Origin of the sequence: Roseovarius sp. (genome assembly GCF_965277045.1) — a bacterium.
In the GTDB taxonomy this organism is placed as follows: domain Bacteria; phylum Pseudomonadota; class Alphaproteobacteria; order Rhodobacterales; family Rhodobacteraceae; genus Roseovarius.
This window is the reverse complement of sequence record NZ_OZ255712.1, coordinates 633,830-652,093: the sequence shown is the minus strand read 5'-3', so window position 1 is coordinate 652,093 and position 18,264 is coordinate 633,830. Positions and strand designations below refer to the sequence as shown.

The following is an 18,264-nucleotide window of genomic DNA, read 5'->3' as shown; positions in this document are numbered from 1 at the left end:
TTGATCAACACCAATGTCTCGTACACCACCGCTCTTAAAGTGACCCCAAGCATAGAGCAGCAGGTAGTAAATGTTTCGGACGGGAATAGTCACCCGCTCACCTCAGAAACTGGTCACGCCACTGGTCCGCCGTTTCTGGAGCATCAAACCAGTACTCCTCAAGGAGCGGATGTATCTCTGTCTCCACGATGCGGCGATACCAAGCTTCCGGATCAGTAACCGCGCTGGTCGGCGTAAAGAAGCTATGCCCTATCCGAAAACCGGGACCGAGATTCGTACGATCTGTCTCAATCGCTTGGTTCAATTCGCTCATGCCATTAACAATCCGGTTAATGACATCCTCAGGAATACCATGTTTTTCCAGGTGCGCGCGGAACTTGGGAGCGCCATATAGCGGCTTCATTGCAACAAAGGCAAAGCGTCGTCGAAGTGCGTAGTCGACCAGCGATAAAGAACGATCCGCGGTATTCATCATTCCAAGGATGACGATGTTGTCTGGAACGTAGAATTCTTCATCATGTTCAGTCGCATAAGCTAAGCGGGTCTTCCAAGTTGGACCGCGTTTGTCCTGCTCGATCAAAAGCATAAGTTCGCCGAAGATCTTCGAGAGGTTGCCTCGGTTGATCTCGTCGATGATGAAGACATAGGTGCCGGCCGGGTCTTTTAGTGCCTTGTTACGAAACTCGTAGAAAGTACCGTTCTGCCTCTCGAAGCCTTGATTGCCGTTAGGTCGATAGCCCTGCACGAAATCCTCGTAGCTGTAGGACTGATGAAACTGGACCGTCTGAACCTTGCTGTCGTCTTTAAATCCAATCAATGCGTAGGCGAGGTGCCGTGCAATGAAAGATTTGCCAACACCCGGCGCGCCCGTGAGGATCAAGTTCTTCTTATCCCGCCACGTCGCGAGGTAGCGTTCAACCTCTTCACGTTCGAGGAAGAGTTCTTCCAACGCATCGTCAATCGAGTAAGGTTCAGCCATTACATGTTCGACCGGATCATATTCAGGCGGTGCAACGTCAGGAATGATAAGACGTTCATATCCTCGCAACACAGTTTCGAGATACGCGTTGATCGTGTGGTCGTTTGGAAGTCGTTCAGAAGGCAACTCGACAAAAGCAATCGTTCCTTCTTCATAATTCTTTGCCGCTGAAGTGTCTGATTTAAGATCGATGTCCTTGCTCAGGGAAAAGCCCAAGGAAGAAAGCTCTTGGAGTTGACTACGAGAGATCTCAGCGACCCTGTGCATTTCCTTCACTGCTTCTCGTTGACCCAGCCGATTGACGAGCTCGGTCATACCCTGATTAAGGGTCAGGTAGGTTGTCGAGAGGTTCTCGGAAGCTAAGAAGACGATGTACCTGCCACGCTGAGTGCTCGTCGTCTCTCTGGTGTCGAGTAGCGCGATCCAAGGAGTCTTGGTCCAGCCTCCCTGGCCGACGCTGATCTTAACCTTGATCGTTGGTCGACCGGCGACAGCGGGCACCTGTTCGAGCCAGCCTTGGAGGTTGCGCATTGAGGCTCCAAGCTCTTCATCGACACCAAACGGCTCTGAGCGTTTTTTGCCGTAGCATTCGAGGAACTCCAGGAGACGGACACTGAAGTCGTTCGATCCTTTCAAGTCAAAGTTGTCTTTAGAAGGCATATCCTGCAGGTTCGGCTCCAAGCGATTATCTATCACCGCATCAGCATGCCAATCGCGATCAAGCAGTGGCTCAAAAATGCGCGCCATCAGTGCGACTTCGTCGGAAAGATCGACGTTATCGATCTCATCGCCCTTGAGGTAACGACTTATCGCACCGGCAGCCTTCGTCTTTCCTGAGCTGGATTTCAGATAGGTGAGCCATTCGTGGAGATTGGAGAACTCTTGAACATTCGGATCGAGGCGATGCTTGGTGCGAAAGAACCATTGGGGGTGCTTATCGAGCTCTTGAGAAATACCCGTCGCCTCGGAAGAGCCCGGCTCTGACAGCCTGTCAAAAATCATCGGAGCCGCGGCCTTCACAGCCTCTTTTGCCCCCTGTTGAGAAAAGTCGGCTGGCGAGACGGATGCGCCAAAGCCGTACTCAATGCCTCGTTCAGACACGATCATGAACATCTGCGGTATAGCCGCGAGGTCTTTCTTATTCTCCTTCGGTGACACGGAAAACCAAAGGTCCTTTGGAATGTAACTCCGCACGCCACTATTAACGTTGAAGCCAGAAGTTGTTCGCACTTCAAACTTGTCTGGTACTGCAAGCTTAGACTTAACGAGATTGCCGAGCCTTTCGAGAGCGCTTGAGACCTTTTTGTAGGCTGAGCGTTCTTCAACGGAGAGCTCCGCATATCTGTTTTTGGCGCGCGAACTCACTATCAAACGCACATCTTCAGAACTTATGCTTAGCTCGTCAGGAAGTTCGTGAGTCACACCCTCAGCTCCAGGGGTTACTTCAAACTCGAAACCAAGCGCCTCCAATGGGCCTTGGACTTGGCGTTCCCCGCCTGAGAAGTCGGGTGAACGCTTTAACCCTTGCTCTGGGAATTGGATTTGGTGTGCAACTCCGTAAATGGCTTTTGAGTCATACAAACGACCATCGCGCTTTACGAAGTATTGGTTTGCGCTTTTAAAACCATGCTTTTTAAGGAAATCCTCGCGACCTAGACGGTCAAATTCGTCCATCGCAGCCTCAACAGCATCTCTATCAGTAACCCGCTCGATCTCCCTTACTCCCTCCTGAAATCAAAGAGCTCAGACGTCGGCGAATAGGCCGATCAGCAATTCAATTCCACTGCCTTCCATACTCCGAAGGCATTAATATCCAAAAGAGTATGCAGTCGTTCCACGCTAGTATTTGTGGCGAAGTCTGTGCAGACGTACAACCTCAGAAAGCAGCATCTGCCAATACCTTACAGATTGCTTGCTACCTTCAGCCTCCTCTTCACTGAGCCGTTCTTTGGTCTTTGCTATGGCTCCATTGCCAAACAGCTCGATCGTTGCACGCGCCGCCATAGCGAGCTCACGCTTGGCTGGCAGTGTTTGTGGTTCGTCGTCATCCGTCATCCTCTTCGAAAACCCCCGATTTCGCTATGGTGACCTTCAATCAATGCGTGCCCTCGATTGCCGGATCGTCATTCTGACGGGTTAACTTGGCTAGTCCCCTTCGGCAGCGCTCGCTCAATGCGAATGCATCGTCGGCTGCCTTTCAACCCTTTACTGGGTCGGGTTCTTATCACAACTTTCAGGTTTCAGCGACTTCACTGTCTGAAGGGCTCAAATCATTAGTCTGCGCCGCAGCTTCTCATCGGGTGTCGCGCAAATGTCAGACTTTCCGAAGCGATACCGATTTCGTGCTATCCGGCGATACACCCATTCGCGAGACCTTCGCGGAAAGACGCGCATCAGCGTCGCAAGCTTGCCAGCACCGCCTAACCGTTCGCCGATCCGGGTGATCGCTTCCGTGCCCGACCAAGCTTGCCCGTTTTCGAGAAACAACCACGTCTCGGTATCCTTCGATTGTAGGCCATAGTGCCGCACGAGCGCATCGCCAGTCCTCGACTGGACGGGGCAGATCCGAAAGTTCTCAGCTCTGTCTAGCCTTGCGATTTGCCTAGCAACCCAAGAACGAAGCGAGCAGTCGCCATCCATCACTGCGATTGGCCTCAAGCTCGATTTCCGCAGGTACGTTCAGTATAGGACCAACAGCTAATTGGAAAGCTGTTGTGGTGTTGTCGCACCCGAGACAAAAACAACAACAATCCAAATCTCAATCCGAGCAGAACACCACAAAGACGTCTTACCTGGGGTGCGAATTACCCGCATGTGCTACGGCTACGGGAAGGACCCAAACAATTCTTGTTGAGGTTTTGTCCCCTTGATCGAAGGGCGGGAAGCCGACCTTTGCTGCACATGCAAACGCTCAGGTGCGATCTCTACAAAGCAGACACTCAAAGTCTCATAGGCAGCGACGTGCGTGTTCTTCAAGGAACCGTTGGTGTACGATGATCTCTAGACTTCGAATGGCGACAGCGTGTGCCTCTGATGTATGAAACTTCCTATTTGTGGATGTCAGATATTGAGCCTTCCAAACATTTTTGAAACCAGGCGCAAGAATTACGCCGCGAAGTGTCCCCATTGCGGTGAACCGCACCACTACACTGAGCTGAAGTTTCCTGCGGTCAACGATCGGGGAACTTGGGTCATTAAGTGCAACGCTTGTGGTCAGCCATTTGCCATCGACTTGAGAAATCCGATTGAGTCACCAACAGGCAATTGCAGGGTTCTTGAACGATATGACGACGAGGAAAACCCCTACGCTGGATCTGTCGACTACGCGACAGACAAAGCCGTTTATGAACTGGTTATCAATGATGAAGACCCAATATTCGACTACAGTAGTCACCCAATCTATTGCTGTCCAGTTACTCGCAAAGGTTTGGAACAGCCCGCCTTAGCTGAACTTACCGCAGCCATGAGCGATATTCGGCGGCAGTGGGGGATCATCCTAAACAACTATCTTGCACGCCGGATGCCAGAGGTTGACCATCTAGTTGTCTCGATCAAGGTACCGTGCTCCTGCCCTCGGAAACACATGGCCACGTTCTACCGGCCTTTCCAAGTGGACCCGAGTGCCAGTGTTGAGGTGGAAGACTTTTTACTAGCAAACATCTCGGGGACTGATCTGGATGACGTACTAAGCGGGATACACACAAAGTCATACTTGATGGATGCCTTGGGCAAACTCATTGTAAGATGGCGTTTGTACAAGGATCAAATCCTTATCGCCGCCCCATTCGTGGGTCATCAATGGAAGTCGAAAAGCGAAAAACTTGAGATTTGGGAACGCCTCCTGAAGCAGTTGGATGCCAAACGCACTGTCTTTTTGACACGCTCTGCGACATGGTCTGGCTATAGATCGGCACTGCACGAAACGGGTTTGGATCATGACGTGCTTGCCAGCTATGGTCTCGAAAATCAGATCGTGGCGACCGGCAACAAGAAGCAGGATTTTCATGCGAAGGTATACATCGGCATTGGTGGCCAAAGTGAGGTCTTCAGCGGTTCTGCAAACCTAGTGGATGGTCCCTCGATGGAGAACTCATCCTTTGCGGTCTCTTCCTACACCAAGGTCATTGAGAAGTATGTCGATCCACTCAAGCTCTCACTGCCCGAAGCGCCGGACAGAGCGGACCATCATCTCATGATCAGCCAGACCGATGATGGATGGAAAGGGACGATAGGGGGCGGCCCTGCTCCTGAACTGTCCTAATTGGCTGTCATCCATCACTTTGGCTGCTTGCGATCGCTTCAATCGTCGAAATATGAGCTGTATCGACCTCAAGATTGGCGGCATCAACTAAGTCAGACAGGTGCTCCGGACGACGCGGGCCAGGAATGGGTATAACGTTCGCTCCACGCGTTTTTATCCAGGCCAACACAAGAGCTGTCACGGAGACACCATACGCGGAAGCAATATCTTTGAGACAGATGCGAAGTATTTCGGACACGGACTGATACGGATTGTTGAACGCTGCAATCTGCGAACGGTAATCCTCGGCATCGCGCTTGGTTTTCGCGGAATTTGGGCTCAATAGGCCTCGCGCAATCGGCGCATAGGCCATGAAGAAGGCACCCATGTCTCCGATTTTTTGAGGCGCAGACCACGTGTCTGGTTCGCTCAAGACGGATAGTTCATTTTGGACCACCGAGACACAGCAGCGGTCTGTTATCGGTTTGATGCGATCTATTGATGTGCCAGAAAGGCCAAATGCGGCAACTTTTCCCGCATCTATGAGGTCCTGTACGGCACCCGCGACCTCTTGATCATTCACGGCTGGATCGGGGCGATGTTGGATCAATATATCTATTCGTTCACGGCGCAATCGGGCAAGTGAGGCCTCTACGGACGCGCGAATTGACTTAGGACGACTATCACGCATCAGTTTGCCGTCGTTGGTCTCAGCAAGACCGAATTTCGTCGCCACGGTCGTGCCTTCGGTCGATCCAATTACGTCGCCAATCAATGCTTCGTTTTGGCCGTTGGCATATAACGGCGCCGTATCAAAAAGCCGGAATCCAAGGCTTATTGTTTCCGCCAAAACGTCACGTGCATCAGATGCGGCGATCCTTCCGTATAGCCCAGTGAGGGCCATGCAACCGATACCGATGCGGTAACGTCCTGCAACAGACGCTCTCTGTACGGCGTCGTCTTGCAGCGTCATCTTCCAGCTCCGGTGGCAACACGCATGGAAAGCTCCGTGGACGGTCGCACGTTTTGTGGCGTGAGAACGTGATGGTCAGGGGCAAGTCTTGCCAAAATCTCGCCAATCGCCTCGTCTGCTGCGGCCCTAAAAGCAGCGTCATGATCGCGATCTGTGCCGATCGGAATGCTTTCGTCCAGTTGGGTCGCAAAAACCAGGTCGTATTCCTGGGTCCAGGCTCTGCAGATGGCTTCGAGGCGTCCCAGGCGGGCTTGGTCGATGGAACGATGTGTCATGCGCAGCGCGGCGATCAAATACCCCAGAGCGTCAGGTACGGGGCGGTCAATGAGGATAACATCGGCCGTTAGCGTCGCTTCCGTCTCGAGACGGATTGCTTGTCCGACCAACCAAGCCGTACTTTCAAACGTGTGGTTTTTCAGGATTGGAAAACCCAGGTCCTGCGCCTCAGCTGCACTTCCATGTACATAGGCGACGGCATGACCGGCACTGATCAGGCGTTCCTCCAAGCCCTTCAAAAAGGTCGTTTTCCCCGTCGAGTGGGTCCCAGCAACGGCAATTTTGGTGACACGGGTCACAGCAGCGATCCCTGTCTTGAATTGAGAATATCCGCCTCCATCAAAATCCTGTCTCGTTCCGCCTGTGGCAAAGGTGACAGCAAGCGCTCCAGCAAGATTGCCGACATCGCAGCGTCATATGGGCCGGAATGCGCCGTGCCACCACCGACTACCTGAGAGGTCGCATCTTTAAGTCCGAGCACATCCCCGAGCCGCTCCAATCCGTATTTTTCTTCGTTCGGCAGTAAGGCGCGCGCAACCTTGAGGCTGTCATAGGCCGCTACAGGTTTCCAATCTGGCAGAACTCTGGAGAGGGCATCTAATTCAACCCGAACGTTGTGGCCAACAATGGGTGACTCTTCCAGCCAGAGGAATATGTCGTCGATAACGTCCTCAATTGGGGGGGCGTCGGCGACATCGTCATTTGTAATTCCATGAATTCTACTGACGGCGGGCGAGATTTCGCGATTGGGCCGAAACTGCCAATGCTTCACATTCCCGGTGAGCTGTATTCCATCCATCTCAACGATCCCCAACTCGATAATTTCCGGAGGGTTGGCACCGTTGCCTTCAACATCCACGGCCCACATGCGTTTCATTGCGTCCATCCTTCGTCGGAGCGACCATGCCGACCTGGCAAATGCGGATGCGCGCGGTCATGTACTTGAAATCCTGTCGCGTGTTGAATGAAGTATCGCTGTTGCTCAGTGCTGTTCTCGACAACGATATGTCCGGAAAAAATATCGATTTTTCCTATCTCAAGGCCAACCTCCCGCGCAAATCCTAGCACCTGCCGCTGTGTGGGCACTTTGTGGGCAGCCGCACAGATTTTGACCTGCTCTGCAGGGCAAATGTCACATATATGTTTGATGCCGAAGTGGCCGTTGTAGTCGTGGACACCATGCGCGTACGCGACACCACAGGATGTTTTGCGAAAAATCGGAGTGCCTCCGAAAGCCTCAAGAATGCGGCCTTCAACCTCTCGGGGGAGAATCTTTCGGCGAGGTACCAGCTTATATAGGTCCGGCACATTCACTGAACGCAGATAATCGCGGATCTTCTCCCGATGGAAAAGGCCCGTGAAGACCGTGGCATCAGCCAGCTGGCTCATGGAATAAGCCTCAGCAATCAGCTCGTCTGTGTCATTCAAACCAAGGACAATTGGGCGCCAATATAGGATCTTGCGGGTTCGAGAGGCGCAGGATGCGAGGGTCGAAAGAGAGGCGTGAGCAATCGAACTGTCGATAGGTTCAATCCGCGGATCAAAAATGCCTGACCACGTGATCAGTATTGTCACTTTAAGGTTTTTGAGCCGCTCAAAGCGGGCCACGTCTTCCTCTAAGACATGCCATCTGGTGATCACCAGGATGTGGTTTGTCAAACCAAGATCATCGAGCAGCTCGAGACAACGGTGTAGATGCTCTTTGACCCTTGGAAGCAGCGGGTCTGTGGCTCTGTTGAAAATTTGTAAGGGTGTCTGATGTGCTCGAAAGGCCGGATGGTGGACGAGCTCCGCCACTGCCTGATCATCAGGCATAATCAGATGCGGTCGCTTCATTCCATAGTTATCGAAAAGATGGCGAACGCAATACGCACATTCGAGTGGGCACCCGACGATGTGATTTAGGCTGAGGCCCGATTTCCGGTACTCAATGATGCTCGCGAGATCTTTTGGTAGGTCTTTGGGAGCAGGTCGAAGCGTGGATCTTGCATAGCGCGTGTCTGGCTCAAATGGCATTTTGAAGTCTCAATCAGACTGTTTCACAAGTATTGCTGTAAGTCGCAATATGTCATGGGTCTCTCTTTCAAAGCGAAATGTCAGTTCCACCCTCTACGCCGCCTTGAAAGATGCCTCCTCCCGGAAGAAAGGATGATGGGTTGAGCGAGATGTCAGCGACGAAACCGGCTAATGCTGTCAAAGATGCGGCTGTTCCCAAAGCACGTAACCGGTTGCGCAGATTGGCAAGTAAAACGACGAGAGACACCGCAAGCGGGATGATCAGGACGACCTTCCACTTCCAGTTGGGGGCGTAGTGCAAAAGTACAAAAAGGACTGCTGCACCAAGGCCTGACCCAAGTGCAATCCAGTGCCAGCTATCTGTTTTGATCTGCCGCGACACTATTTTGCCTAGTCCCTAACTATCCGCATCCGTACAATTTTCTAGCATTGCCCATCCACTACTACCAACAACAATGCATACGTATGAGTGGCGGATCGTACTGGTCGTGCGGTAACGATGCTTCACATCTATCGTAACCCTGGAGCGATGGTACCTGGATTTGGTCCTGGACGTCCGCTTTGGGAAAGCTGCATCGCAGCAGTTGGCTCCAACTTGTGCGGCAGCTCAGGGCCGTGCACTACACTCCGGCAGGAAGGGCGGGAAGTGGTCATTCGCTGCAGTTGCCAGGTTGCCATAGCCAAAAAACAAACCGGACGTTCAATCGCAGTGTATACGAGTTATCTTGAGTTCCAGCGGCGCATTAGTTCTACCCATTTGGGATCAGTTCGGAGTTCTGACTTCACCTCCGCAATCCTCCGAATGGTGGCATCTATTTCGTGAGGCCAATTTTTCGCGTCGTCTGGCAAGGCCATGTACAGAATTTCAAGAACACGTTCGGGATGTGCATTCACAACGCTGTCTTCACCACGCCGTAGTGACGGAAGAATTATATGATCGCGTTCAATTGGCCCTATGAGCGGTAATATCAGTTCCGAAATCTCCAAAAACCTGTCTTCGTTTGAGAAGGCAAGTTCGATCAGCCTAGCAGAGTTCTGAGGTGTTCGCGCTGCACGCTGGACCGGCCATACGTCTCGCAAGAACTTATCTTGCTGTGCCTTCCAACGTTGCCCATCTTCTCCCTCTTTCTTTCCTCGGTTTTCCATGTGCCAAAGGGCTTGTGCGCGAAAGTCATCACCACCTGCTAGCAGCAGATTACGGAGTTCACTATCGCTGATCCGATCCTTGCCTTCTTCGAAATCTGAGTAAACCCAACTGGCAAGAACAAGACTAACCAAGCCGTCTCTTTTGTCTTGGTCTTCATTTCCTCGTTCTGCCACCTTTGCGAAGAGATACGGTTTTAGCATTTGGGACAACTCAAAGCTTGGAATGCTCTTCATTCCCCAAAGATACCCGACCCACCAAGCATCTTGGTCGTCCTTTGTTCCGTCTTTCAAAAGCGCGAGCAAGTTTTCTTCCGTCCACTTCGGATCGACTTCGTAAAACCAATGCAGGAGATAGCTGAAAAAGACCAACGCGAGGCGTCTGTCATCGTTGGGAAGCGCCAAGGCGTGCTCGACATGAGCCGTCCAAGAACTTGGAAGTCCCTGATTTAGTTCGAGGCCCTTTCGGCGCGGATCGTTCAACAAGGCTTGCGCGAGCTTGCCCGCAGGCGAATTTAGAGCTTCGGTCGCCCAATCTGGATCGCTGCTGCCTCGGACAATTCCAGAGCCGCCTGCATCGGGATTGCCGTTCAAGGTTTCAAGTGCTCGTCTTAGCAACCTGTCGAAGATTGGCACACAGTCTTGGGGGAGTTTGTCTGATGCGCTCAGAAGCCACTCAGCCAAAGGGTACATGATGCTTGCAAAGATCTCAGCATTTGCAGCCAAAAGCACCTCAGAAATAAACACCTGAAATTGCGGTTTGTCTTCCTTTCTACCATCGGAGTTCAAGAAACGTCGCCAAGCCCACTCCGGGTATTCGCCAGACTTGGCGGCGCGCCTAAGTGCTGAAACAGCTATGACTGGACGTTCCCGACAGAGGCCGGCAAAAGGATCGCGTTCATCGAGGCCAAAACTATGCCGCCCCGATAGATCTTGAGATTTCGCCAATACTTGTTCCAGCGGCACCGACATCAATTCATCGAATTCGGTGTGGGTCCGGACAGCGCCTCCTCTGCTTTCAAGCGAATCCGTTGCCTTAGCGCCGTGCTTGGGTGACCAGTCGGGAGCAGCTTTGAGAAGCCGCTCAATCTCATGATCATAATCGAGATTCAGAGTGCAGCCATTCATGTGCAGCCAATGAATTCTATCCGCAATCGCCCAAGCACGCCTTGCAACAAACTCATGCTCTGCTTCGCTGTCCCAACGCTCACGGCCTTCAAGGATGCGTTCTTCAATCCTTCGTGTCGCGACAAGCGGTAGAGTGGGCCATCGCTCTTGGAGCATAAGCAACAGATCGCGTTGATGCCGAATATTCCAGAACGCTGCGCGGCTGACTTTTCCCGTGAAGTTCAAAAACTCGTTGTTTTGAACAACGCTATCGAACTTGCTGGCCCAAATTCGAAGCCGAGCAAAGATGTTTTCATCATCAACGGGCCAACTTGCAGCTTCTTGACGCGCTTTCTCCGGGTCTAACTCGATTAAACGTTGAAACTTGGCGGCGTAGTCCAGCACCGCGCCTCGAAGGCCCTCTTTGCGCTCATAGCAGCTGATATCTGAATCGTCAGAGGGAATGATCGGGGGGATGTCGAGCCAACCATATGAGCCCCTCTCGACCGCAAGCTGCGTCCCAATTTCAAGGCTCCACCTCAACGCAGCCACGACATCTGCGAGCCACTCGTCAGGAATATCGATTTTTGGCGAGTTCTCGAGGTATTTGATCTCCAAGCGAACAAGGTCGCCGAGTTTGGTATCTTCATCCGCCTGGGGTGGAACCGCTGATCGGAAATAATTGTAGCTTGCCGCTAACCGAGGGCGAGACAGATTCCCAAATTTTCGGACCATGGCCTTGCTCCAACCAATAACCTTCAACTCTCCCGCGAAGCGATACCAATCCAAGCGGTCGTCGTTGCCCGAGCTCCCCCAGTGCTCAAAGAGATATTGCCAAGCTTGCAAGATATGCGGCTCACACCCCGCATCGGTACGCTCCAAGAACAACCGAATACTCTGCTGTATCCAAGGGTGTACGCCGTTTTGTCGTGCTCCCCACCAAACGGCAGCATTCTGGTGCGCAACCTTGGCTATCCACAGACCTAAGAGGTTTATTCGATCAGGTAAGAGACCCGCGCCCAATGAGGCTCCACCTCGCAACACTGCAACGTGGTCATCCCTGAGTTCTGATCGGTCGCGGTGATTCAGTGAGAATGCGTCCCATGCCGTGGAAGGGGTTTCGCGCTTGGGTGAAAAATCGTCTGGGTGAATTGCTGGCGGCACAAGATCGTTAGCTAAGCCATACACAAGGAACGGGTCGACCACTTTACCTTCGTCTTCACCTGACCTGATGGTATCCGGGGTTGAATATCGAATTGCTCGATCAAAGACACATAGCCATGTAGCGGGCGGCGGAGGATCACTCTCAAAGAACTTCCTCGCACCTTCTTTTGTGGAAACCAAATGCGTCACGCGCTCGCGCTCGAACGCACTTAACGCTTCTGGCCCTCGGCGGGCGAGGTCAATCGTGCTGTCTTGCCAGCGCTCCGGAGCCTTCGCTCGACCTGCCCATTCCTCGAGAGTTGTCCAAAGCGCCTCATGAAGGTTGGTATCGCTATACGGAATGGCCGATACGCCCTTATGCTCCCATCGCGCCTTTGCTTCAGCGTCATCGCCGGATTGGAAAGCATAAACCTCACTCAATCGTCCGTTCGTCCTATTCAATGCTTCGAGCAGATACTGAACTGGTGGGTCGTCGGCGGTATAGCCAATAAATACCACCGCGTAGCGGTCGATTACGCCCCTAAAAAAACGCGTGGCCCATCCTTCCGCCAAATATGCCCGTCCAAACTCGGCGCTGGACAAGACAAAACCATCGCCCTCAGCACCGCTGTATTGCTCTGTTGCTCGCCCGTGGAGATATACTACGCCATCGAGTTCGCCCGGTCGTGTAGGATCGGGTAATTTCGGTGGTTTCCAAGCCTGTAGCCCGCGCCTGCAATCATCAAACAGACGGTCGAAATTGGTCGTTACTAGTTTGGTTTTACCATCCTGCGAAGTTGCAAGGTCTAGAAGCAGGTTGTGAGCCGAAAGGTCTACATCAGTCTTCGGTGTCAGAGCTTTGGCAACGGCTCTGTCTATGTCGACAGGTAGAAATTTCCTCTCAAGCAAACCAAAAACGCGATCCGCTGAAATCAGGCCAGGTACACCAGTGCGACCTTCCATGCCTCTCGCCTCCGCAAGAATCTTTGCGGCTGGATCGCTTTCATTCACTCCGAGGGTCTTCAAGACTTCGTCTGCCAACCCGAAAAAGTCAGGAAGCTGAGCCTTGGCCCTTGAAACGCCGGCTCCACAGAAAAATACCACCCTGCCTTCGTCCAATGCGAGCAAGAGTTCGTCAGGAATATCGGGGCCGTTTTCCGTAAATCGCATATTGGCATAGGCCTAACGAGCTAGTCTCAATTGTTCTAGTCATAAACGCGGAAGGGCAAAAACGGAAATGTCCGCTTCTGAGGGTTACGCTGTAAAGTTTTGAAGGGTGGTGAATGGCTCTTATGGGCCAGAAGTGGCACCGCTCCGGACCCGTTGCTGGGTGCAGCTTTTTGGCGAGGTCACGGTTGGTCCCTGACCTCGTTGCAGCTGTCAAAACCTGATACTCTCTGACAAGACCTTATCAAATTGATTGGAGGATCAATGACACCAAAGAGAAGGGTGTATTACTTCACCCCGCCTGAACATGCTTTGGACAACCTGAGAAAATCTCACTTGAAGGTTGCCAGATTTTCTCAGTGTAACGATCCTTTCGAGCTCGCCGCATTTAGTCAGAAGAACATAGGACTTCGGCGCAAATTCAAAGATTGGTTGCACCAAATGGACAAATCGAACGGATTGCTGTGCTTCTGCAGAAGTTGGCGCAATCCTGTGATGTGGGCGCACTATGCCAAAAATCACACTGGCGTCTGTTACGGCTTCGACGTCGATCCCAAGACATTTGTTGATGTTCGGTACGTTTCCGAAAGGCTCTACTCAAACCTCACACCTGAAAACTTCTTACAGCACGTCGGCGAAGACCAGATGGTAGACTTGTTTGCCACCAAGTACATTCATTGGAGTTATGAAGAAGAGGTGAGGCTCCTAGTCACATTTTCCGAAGCCGCCGAAAAAGACCAGCTCGAATTCCATAAGTTTTCTAACTCAATGCAGCTAAGAGAGGTTATTGTTGGACCCAAGTCGAACATAAGAGTTCCTGAGATAGAAGCGACTGTGGCGAAAAAAAGTGTCGAGGTATTCAAGGCTCGAATAGCTTTCCAGCGGTTCGAGGTCGTTCGCCAGAAAAATAGATCGCAGTGGTAGGAGAATTGATCTCCAAGCCCCAAGTCTCCGCAAGAACGACCAAAATGCCCTCTCAAATTGGATGTCAGCTTTGACTTGCTGCACCGCAGCATTGACGTGCTTCGTCAGATGGCAGCTTCGGGCGGTGCACTACACTCCGGCAGGAAGGGCGGGGAGCGGACATTCGTTGCGTTTGCGACCGCTCCTCTGAATCGACGCAAAAGCGGACATTCCGTCAGACCCACGCTGTCGGCCCGAGGTTTTCTACACACAGGTCGGAAAGGCACATCTCTGCAACGAGCACAAATGGCCACGATGCGCCGGGAGCGGATCGTCGTTGCGCCGCTTTTGACTGGCACCGAAGGGAAGGTAGCTATCTAATTGATGGAGAGAGTGCGAATGTTCCTCGATCTCCTAGATACGAGGTTGTAGTTGAATCTGACAATAACCAGCTTACGCCAAAGATCCTAGTTGGGGAGGCGCGGTTATGGCGTGTTCAAGAGGCAAGGCTCATCCAGACGCAGGGACTCGACTGCGGCTATTCACTGACTCAGCGGGTTTTTGTCAGAATCCTGATTGCAACGGGCGACTATTTCCTGTGGATGATGCGAAGCATGTTCATATCGCAGAGATGGCCCATATTTTTGCCGCATCAGACGAGGGTCCCCGTGCCAAAGCAGAGCTCACAGAGGCGGAGAGAGGGCTCTATGAGAATATTATTCTGCTTTGTGCGAACTGCCACAGAGTTGTAGACAAAATTCCGGATAAATATCCGGATGGCTTGATTAGAATCTGGAAGCTTGAACATGCTGGGAGGATCAATGCTGCGTTTGGGATCAAAAAATTCAAGAACAGACCTGAGCTTCGAATTGAGATCGAAAGGCTTCTCGGGGAGAACAAAGAAGTGCATGAGATGATTGGCCCTGATCTGGATTATAGATCTAATCCAGAGGCTCCAGAGGCTGACATGTGGAAGGCGCGAGTTCGCTCGACGATTATCCCGAATAGTAATCTAATGATTAGAATACTGGACGCAAATGTGGACCTTCTTGATGACTGCGAGAAGAAGGTCGTTGCAAAATTTAAGATGCATGTGAGGGGGCTAATACTTCGGCACATAGAGGGTTGGGATCAGGTAAATATCATGTTCCCGAAGGAAATAGAAAGCATCGGAGTTTAATGAGTAGTGTCGAAAGCATTTATTGAGAAGATCCTATTGGAAGACGATTACCCAGTGGCCACAAACATCAAGTGGTTGGGCGACGACTTGTGCCAAGTCGAGCGTGAAAAGTTGGGCCTTCCCGAGTTTCTCCTTGGGATAGTGTGGAAGCAGCATGTCACTCAGGAAGATCTAGTCCCACTTCTGGACAGTGACGTAGATTTTGTAGTTTCAATTCCATCTGGAGCCTACTGGGATGGCGAGGCAATACGCGCTTGCGAAAGAAGTGGCGTTGGGTGGGGCGGTGTCGGAACACTTAAGTCAGGTTGTAACCAGCCAGAACTGAGGAGTGTCACGGCCAAAGAAACATACTTCGCCAGGAGAGCCCTTCGTCAGCACAGCAACGTTGCTACAGTCGAATACCTAAATAGTCTGATGTTCGAGGTGACTTTGTTACGAGGAAAAGTATTTCGAGTTGCCCTATCTGATGCATATGATGTTACAAGCGAGCATGTAAGAACTGCGTGGGATCAGATGGGGCCTTTCCACTTGGTTTTGAAGAACAATCCTAATGGGAGCATCACTCAAGACGCTAGGGATTCTGCAGATTCTCTTGGCGTTCAGGTATTGAACATTCGAGATTTGATGAGACTTTTTGGGCGGTCGTAACGTGGAACTTATTGAGGAGTTTCTTGATATTGTAGGGTTGGAGAAACTTAAGTCCACATGTCGCGAGGCGAATATCTCTTGCTCATGGTTCCTGTTTGGGTCTCTGACCCGCGGGAAAGTTTGTCCGAATGATATTGATATTTTGCTCGTTACGGAAAATCTGGATGATGCTCACAGGGTCCGATCCTTGATTTTGGATACTCTAAGTCGCAATCCGATACACTTGACGGTTATGACTTCGAAGGAAGAACAGGAGCTGTCCTTCGTAAAACATGTTAAGGCGCGTCCCATTTGATCTAGATAGCGCGATGCTGCGGTGAGCCTAGAGGGCAGCTAGGGAGTAAAGAGCGGTCGTTCGCCGCCAACGGCACGAAGGACCGCTCAGGGCCGGACCGACGTCTCCCGCAGGTCCTCCCAAGTTCCTGTTGCTGCATTGCTGCAAGTCCGCTGTTAGCCGATTCGCGCCGTGCGCAGCATCCGACCATTTTCGAACGATTTCTTCCTTCTCCGTGAACGTCTGGTCGCGATACCAAAGCTGGCAAACGGGCACTATGGTGAGACTGTCGGCAACGCGCCTTCATCTCCGCCATTAAAGTCCTCTCACAAGAAAGTTGAATACTGATTCCGTTCAGATTTTGGACAAATTAGGTTTTTTGACTTCGCTCGGCCAATTCGCAGATAGTGTTTCAAACGGCGGTTTTGACGAGACCAATTCTTATGTCATATGGCCTTGACCGCAGTACGCCAGTTCGGGGATTGAGGATCGATGGATGATGAGGAAATTGAACAACTGATTGCCGACCTGCGACAACTGTTGTTTCGCAAGGGGTTTGCCTGGGCTGCGATTGAAGCGGAAGACTCTCTCAATTCTATGGTCGCGCCGCGAACGCGCGCGCTCGCGCTGATCACTGCGGCCGAAAGTGTTACCGTCGATCTCGCCGACGCCGAGTTAGCAGCAGATGATGTCTTTGGCGGTGGGGGCATCCGCTTCGAGCCAGATGACACGGAACGGCCTGATGACGAAGAGCCACTCAGCCTGAGGGATCGCGAAGCCTTGGATGTCGGACCGCTTCCACCTTCCGGTCCCCCGCGCCGAGAGGTGCTGGTGGAACTCGCCGCCCACCGAGAGGTATTTGCCGCACTAAGGAGCCACCTTGATGGCCTTGTCTAGCCTGCTGACCAACGTCGAGTCCGCACTCGGCCTGTCGATCGATCTTGGCTACGCCAGCAAGGCGAAGGATCACGACCTCTACGAGGCTTACGTGTTGACGCTGCTACTTTTTGCGGCGCATTCCGAAGGATGGAACCTTGAGCTGCGCGATGGCTGGGGCCATGCGGTCACAAATCCCTTGTTCCGACTTGGTCCTGGTCGGATCACGTCCCGAAAATACACGTTCGCGCGCATGACGAAGGCAGGAAGGGAGCCGCTGGAGGCGCACCTGGGAGTGAAAGTTTCTGGGCAGGCGCCCGTCGGGATATCGCCTCCGACGAAGTCTGGACGCCTGCTTCATGAGTTTGATCTCATCGTGCTGCCGGAAACCATCGCCAGTGCCTGCCGTGCCACAGGGGATGATCCCGATCATACGGCAGTCACGGTCCATGCAGAAATGAAATTCTACACTGGCAAGCTGACCTTGTCCTTAGGGCGGGCGTCGATTGGCATGGCATTGGAATGCGGGCTTTCTGGAAAGTCGGTCCTCATTTCCAACCAACTCGGTTACACTGTGCAAGATTTGGTTCAACACCACAGCGTGGCGTTCCGCTTCAATGTTCTTCCGTCAAATTCGACCGCCGAGTGGCACGTGCAAAAGTGGTTCTCGGCCTTCCTATGAGGCGTCCACGGTGATGGGCGCGTCGACCCCCATCGAACGTTGTTAGGGGGATCCTTCGTTGCGTCCCGGTGACCGTCAGTAACCTGCGCAATTGCTGACTTCGTACCGTCGAAGAAGCTGCGCGCTGCCACGGAGGTCCGGTTCGTAGAAGCCGCGCCGCAGCGATGACCTTTCCTTCGGAGGTCGGCAAAGGGCCGACAGCAGAACCATTATTTTTCAATTATATCTGACAGCTAGTAGAACTTGATAACCTACCTTTGCTTTGCACTGCTACAAGTCAAAACGGCTCGCTGTACACACGCTAAAACTTAAGTGGTGGACCGCGTTTCGCACTGTTTCGATGAGCTCCTAGGTCGCACATCGCTGTGTCATGAACAAAGCGGCTCAGAGACTTTTACAATCCTTCTCAAGAAAAGCTTGGAACGAAAATCGGAGATTTGAAAAGGGATTTGGGCGGCTTCGGCGAAGCTTTTAAGAGCAGCCCTACTCCTAGGCCCCATGACACCGTCTGGAGTGCCTGCATTGCAGCCCAACCGGTTCAGCTCAGCTTGAACTTGTCTGATAGTTTGTCTTTCTTCTGCCGCGGTGCGACCTGAATCTTTTCTCACAACCATTCCATTTCGTTGCATCCAAGAGCGCACCATTCGATCCGTTATG

At 52.2% G+C, this 18,264-nt stretch carries 16 protein-coding genes; 6 read left to right on the top strand and 10 right to left on the bottom strand.

Annotated features, from left to right (window positions below):
- Positions 1-97 precede the first annotated feature (97 nt).
- From ACQY4V_RS03160 to ACQY4V_RS03150, 3 genes are all read right to left on the bottom strand, one after another.
- A complete protein-coding gene (locus tag ACQY4V_RS03160; protein WP_428515473.1) occupies positions 98-2,653 on the bottom strand; it encodes an MrcB family domain-containing protein in 2,556 nt (851 codons plus the stop codon).
- Positions 2,654-2,818: 165 nt separating this feature from the next.
- Positions 2,819-3,034: a hypothetical protein gene (locus ACQY4V_RS03155; protein WP_428515472.1), complete on the bottom strand. Its 216-nt coding sequence runs from the start codon at positions 3,032-3,034 to the stop codon at positions 2,819-2,821.
- 210 nt (positions 3,035-3,244) lie between these two features.
- Positions 3,245-3,619: a thiol-disulfide oxidoreductase DCC family protein gene (locus ACQY4V_RS03150; protein ID WP_428517135.1), complete on the bottom strand. Its 375-nt coding sequence runs from the start codon at positions 3,617-3,619 to the stop codon at positions 3,245-3,247.
- Between the two features lie 427 nt (positions 3,620-4,046).
- On the opposite strand from ACQY4V_RS03150, the gene ACQY4V_RS03145 reads away from it, so the two are divergent.
- Complete coding sequence (locus tag ACQY4V_RS03145) at positions 4,047-5,240, top strand: hypothetical protein (RefSeq protein ID WP_428515471.1); 1,194 nt, start codon at positions 4,047-4,049, stop codon at positions 5,238-5,240.
- A 7-nt stretch (positions 5,241-5,247) separates the two neighbouring features.
- Here ACQY4V_RS03145 and ACQY4V_RS03140 read toward each other — a convergent pair whose 3' ends face one another.
- The 6 genes from ACQY4V_RS03140 to ACQY4V_RS03115 form a co-directional block, all read right to left on the bottom strand.
- Positions 5,248-6,192 (bottom strand): aldo/keto reductase, encoded by a 945-nt coding sequence (locus ACQY4V_RS03140; protein ID WP_428515470.1) that lies wholly within the window; start codon positions 6,190-6,192, stop codon positions 5,248-5,250.
- Complete coding sequence (locus ACQY4V_RS03135; RefSeq protein ID WP_428515469.1) at positions 6,189-6,767, bottom strand: AAA family ATPase; 579 nt, start codon at positions 6,765-6,767, stop codon at positions 6,189-6,191. Before ACQY4V_RS03135 ends, ACQY4V_RS03140 begins: the two co-directional genes overlap by 4 nt.
- Complete coding sequence (locus tag ACQY4V_RS03130) at positions 6,764-7,345, bottom strand: exonuclease domain-containing protein (RefSeq protein ID WP_428515468.1); 582 nt, start codon at positions 7,343-7,345, stop codon at positions 6,764-6,766. The genes ACQY4V_RS03135 and ACQY4V_RS03130 overlap by 4 nt, the downstream gene beginning before the upstream one ends.
- Positions 7,342-8,304 (bottom strand): radical SAM protein, encoded by a 963-nt coding sequence (locus tag ACQY4V_RS03125; RefSeq protein WP_428515467.1) that lies wholly within the window; start codon positions 8,302-8,304, stop codon positions 7,342-7,344. Before ACQY4V_RS03125 ends, ACQY4V_RS03130 begins: the two co-directional genes overlap by 4 nt.
- A 247-nt stretch (positions 8,305-8,551) precedes the next feature.
- Positions 8,552-8,866, bottom strand: a complete 315-nt coding sequence (locus ACQY4V_RS03120; RefSeq protein ID WP_428515466.1) for a hypothetical protein — start codon at positions 8,864-8,866, stop codon at positions 8,552-8,554.
- Positions 8,867-9,204: 338 nt separating this feature from the next.
- Entirely contained in the window at positions 9,205-13,047 is a 3,843-nt protein-coding gene (locus ACQY4V_RS03115; protein WP_428515465.1) for an SIR2 family protein, read from the bottom strand.
- Positions 13,048-13,326: 279 nt separating this feature from the next.
- Here ACQY4V_RS03115 and ACQY4V_RS03110 point away from each other — a divergent pair, with 279 nt between their 5' ends.
- From ACQY4V_RS03110 to ACQY4V_RS03090, 5 genes are all read left to right on the top strand, one after another.
- Positions 13,327-13,968 carry a DUF2971 domain-containing protein gene (locus ACQY4V_RS03110; protein ID WP_428515464.1) on the top strand — a complete coding sequence of 214 codons (642 nt, stop codon included), beginning with the start codon at positions 13,327-13,329 and terminating at the stop codon, positions 13,966-13,968.
- A gap of 577 nt (positions 13,969-14,545) precedes the next feature.
- Positions 14,546-15,127 (top strand): hypothetical protein, encoded by a 582-nt coding sequence (locus ACQY4V_RS03105; RefSeq protein WP_428515463.1) that lies wholly within the window; start codon positions 14,546-14,548, stop codon positions 15,125-15,127.
- Positions 15,128-15,163: 36 nt separating this feature from the next.
- On the top strand, positions 15,164-15,775 hold the full coding sequence (locus tag ACQY4V_RS03100; protein WP_428515462.1) for a hypothetical protein: 612 nt from the start codon (positions 15,164-15,166) through the stop codon (positions 15,773-15,775).
- Between the two features lie 766 nt (positions 15,776-16,541).
- Positions 16,542-16,946 carry a hypothetical protein gene (locus ACQY4V_RS03095; protein ID WP_428515461.1) on the top strand — a complete coding sequence of 135 codons (405 nt, stop codon included), beginning with the start codon at positions 16,542-16,544 and terminating at the stop codon, positions 16,944-16,946.
- Positions 16,933-17,607 carry a hypothetical protein gene (locus ACQY4V_RS03090; protein WP_428515460.1) on the top strand — a complete coding sequence of 225 codons (675 nt, stop codon included), beginning with the start codon at positions 16,933-16,935 and terminating at the stop codon, positions 17,605-17,607. Before ACQY4V_RS03095 ends, ACQY4V_RS03090 begins: the two co-directional genes overlap by 14 nt.
- A 368-nt stretch (positions 17,608-17,975) precedes the next feature.
- On the opposite strand, the gene ACQY4V_RS03085 is transcribed toward ACQY4V_RS03090, so the two are convergent.
- Positions 17,976-18,221 carry a peptidoglycan-binding domain-containing protein gene (locus tag ACQY4V_RS03085; protein ID WP_428517133.1) on the bottom strand — a complete coding sequence of 82 codons (246 nt, stop codon included), beginning with the start codon at positions 18,219-18,221 and terminating at the stop codon, positions 17,976-17,978.
- Positions 18,222-18,264: the final 43 nt, after the last annotated feature.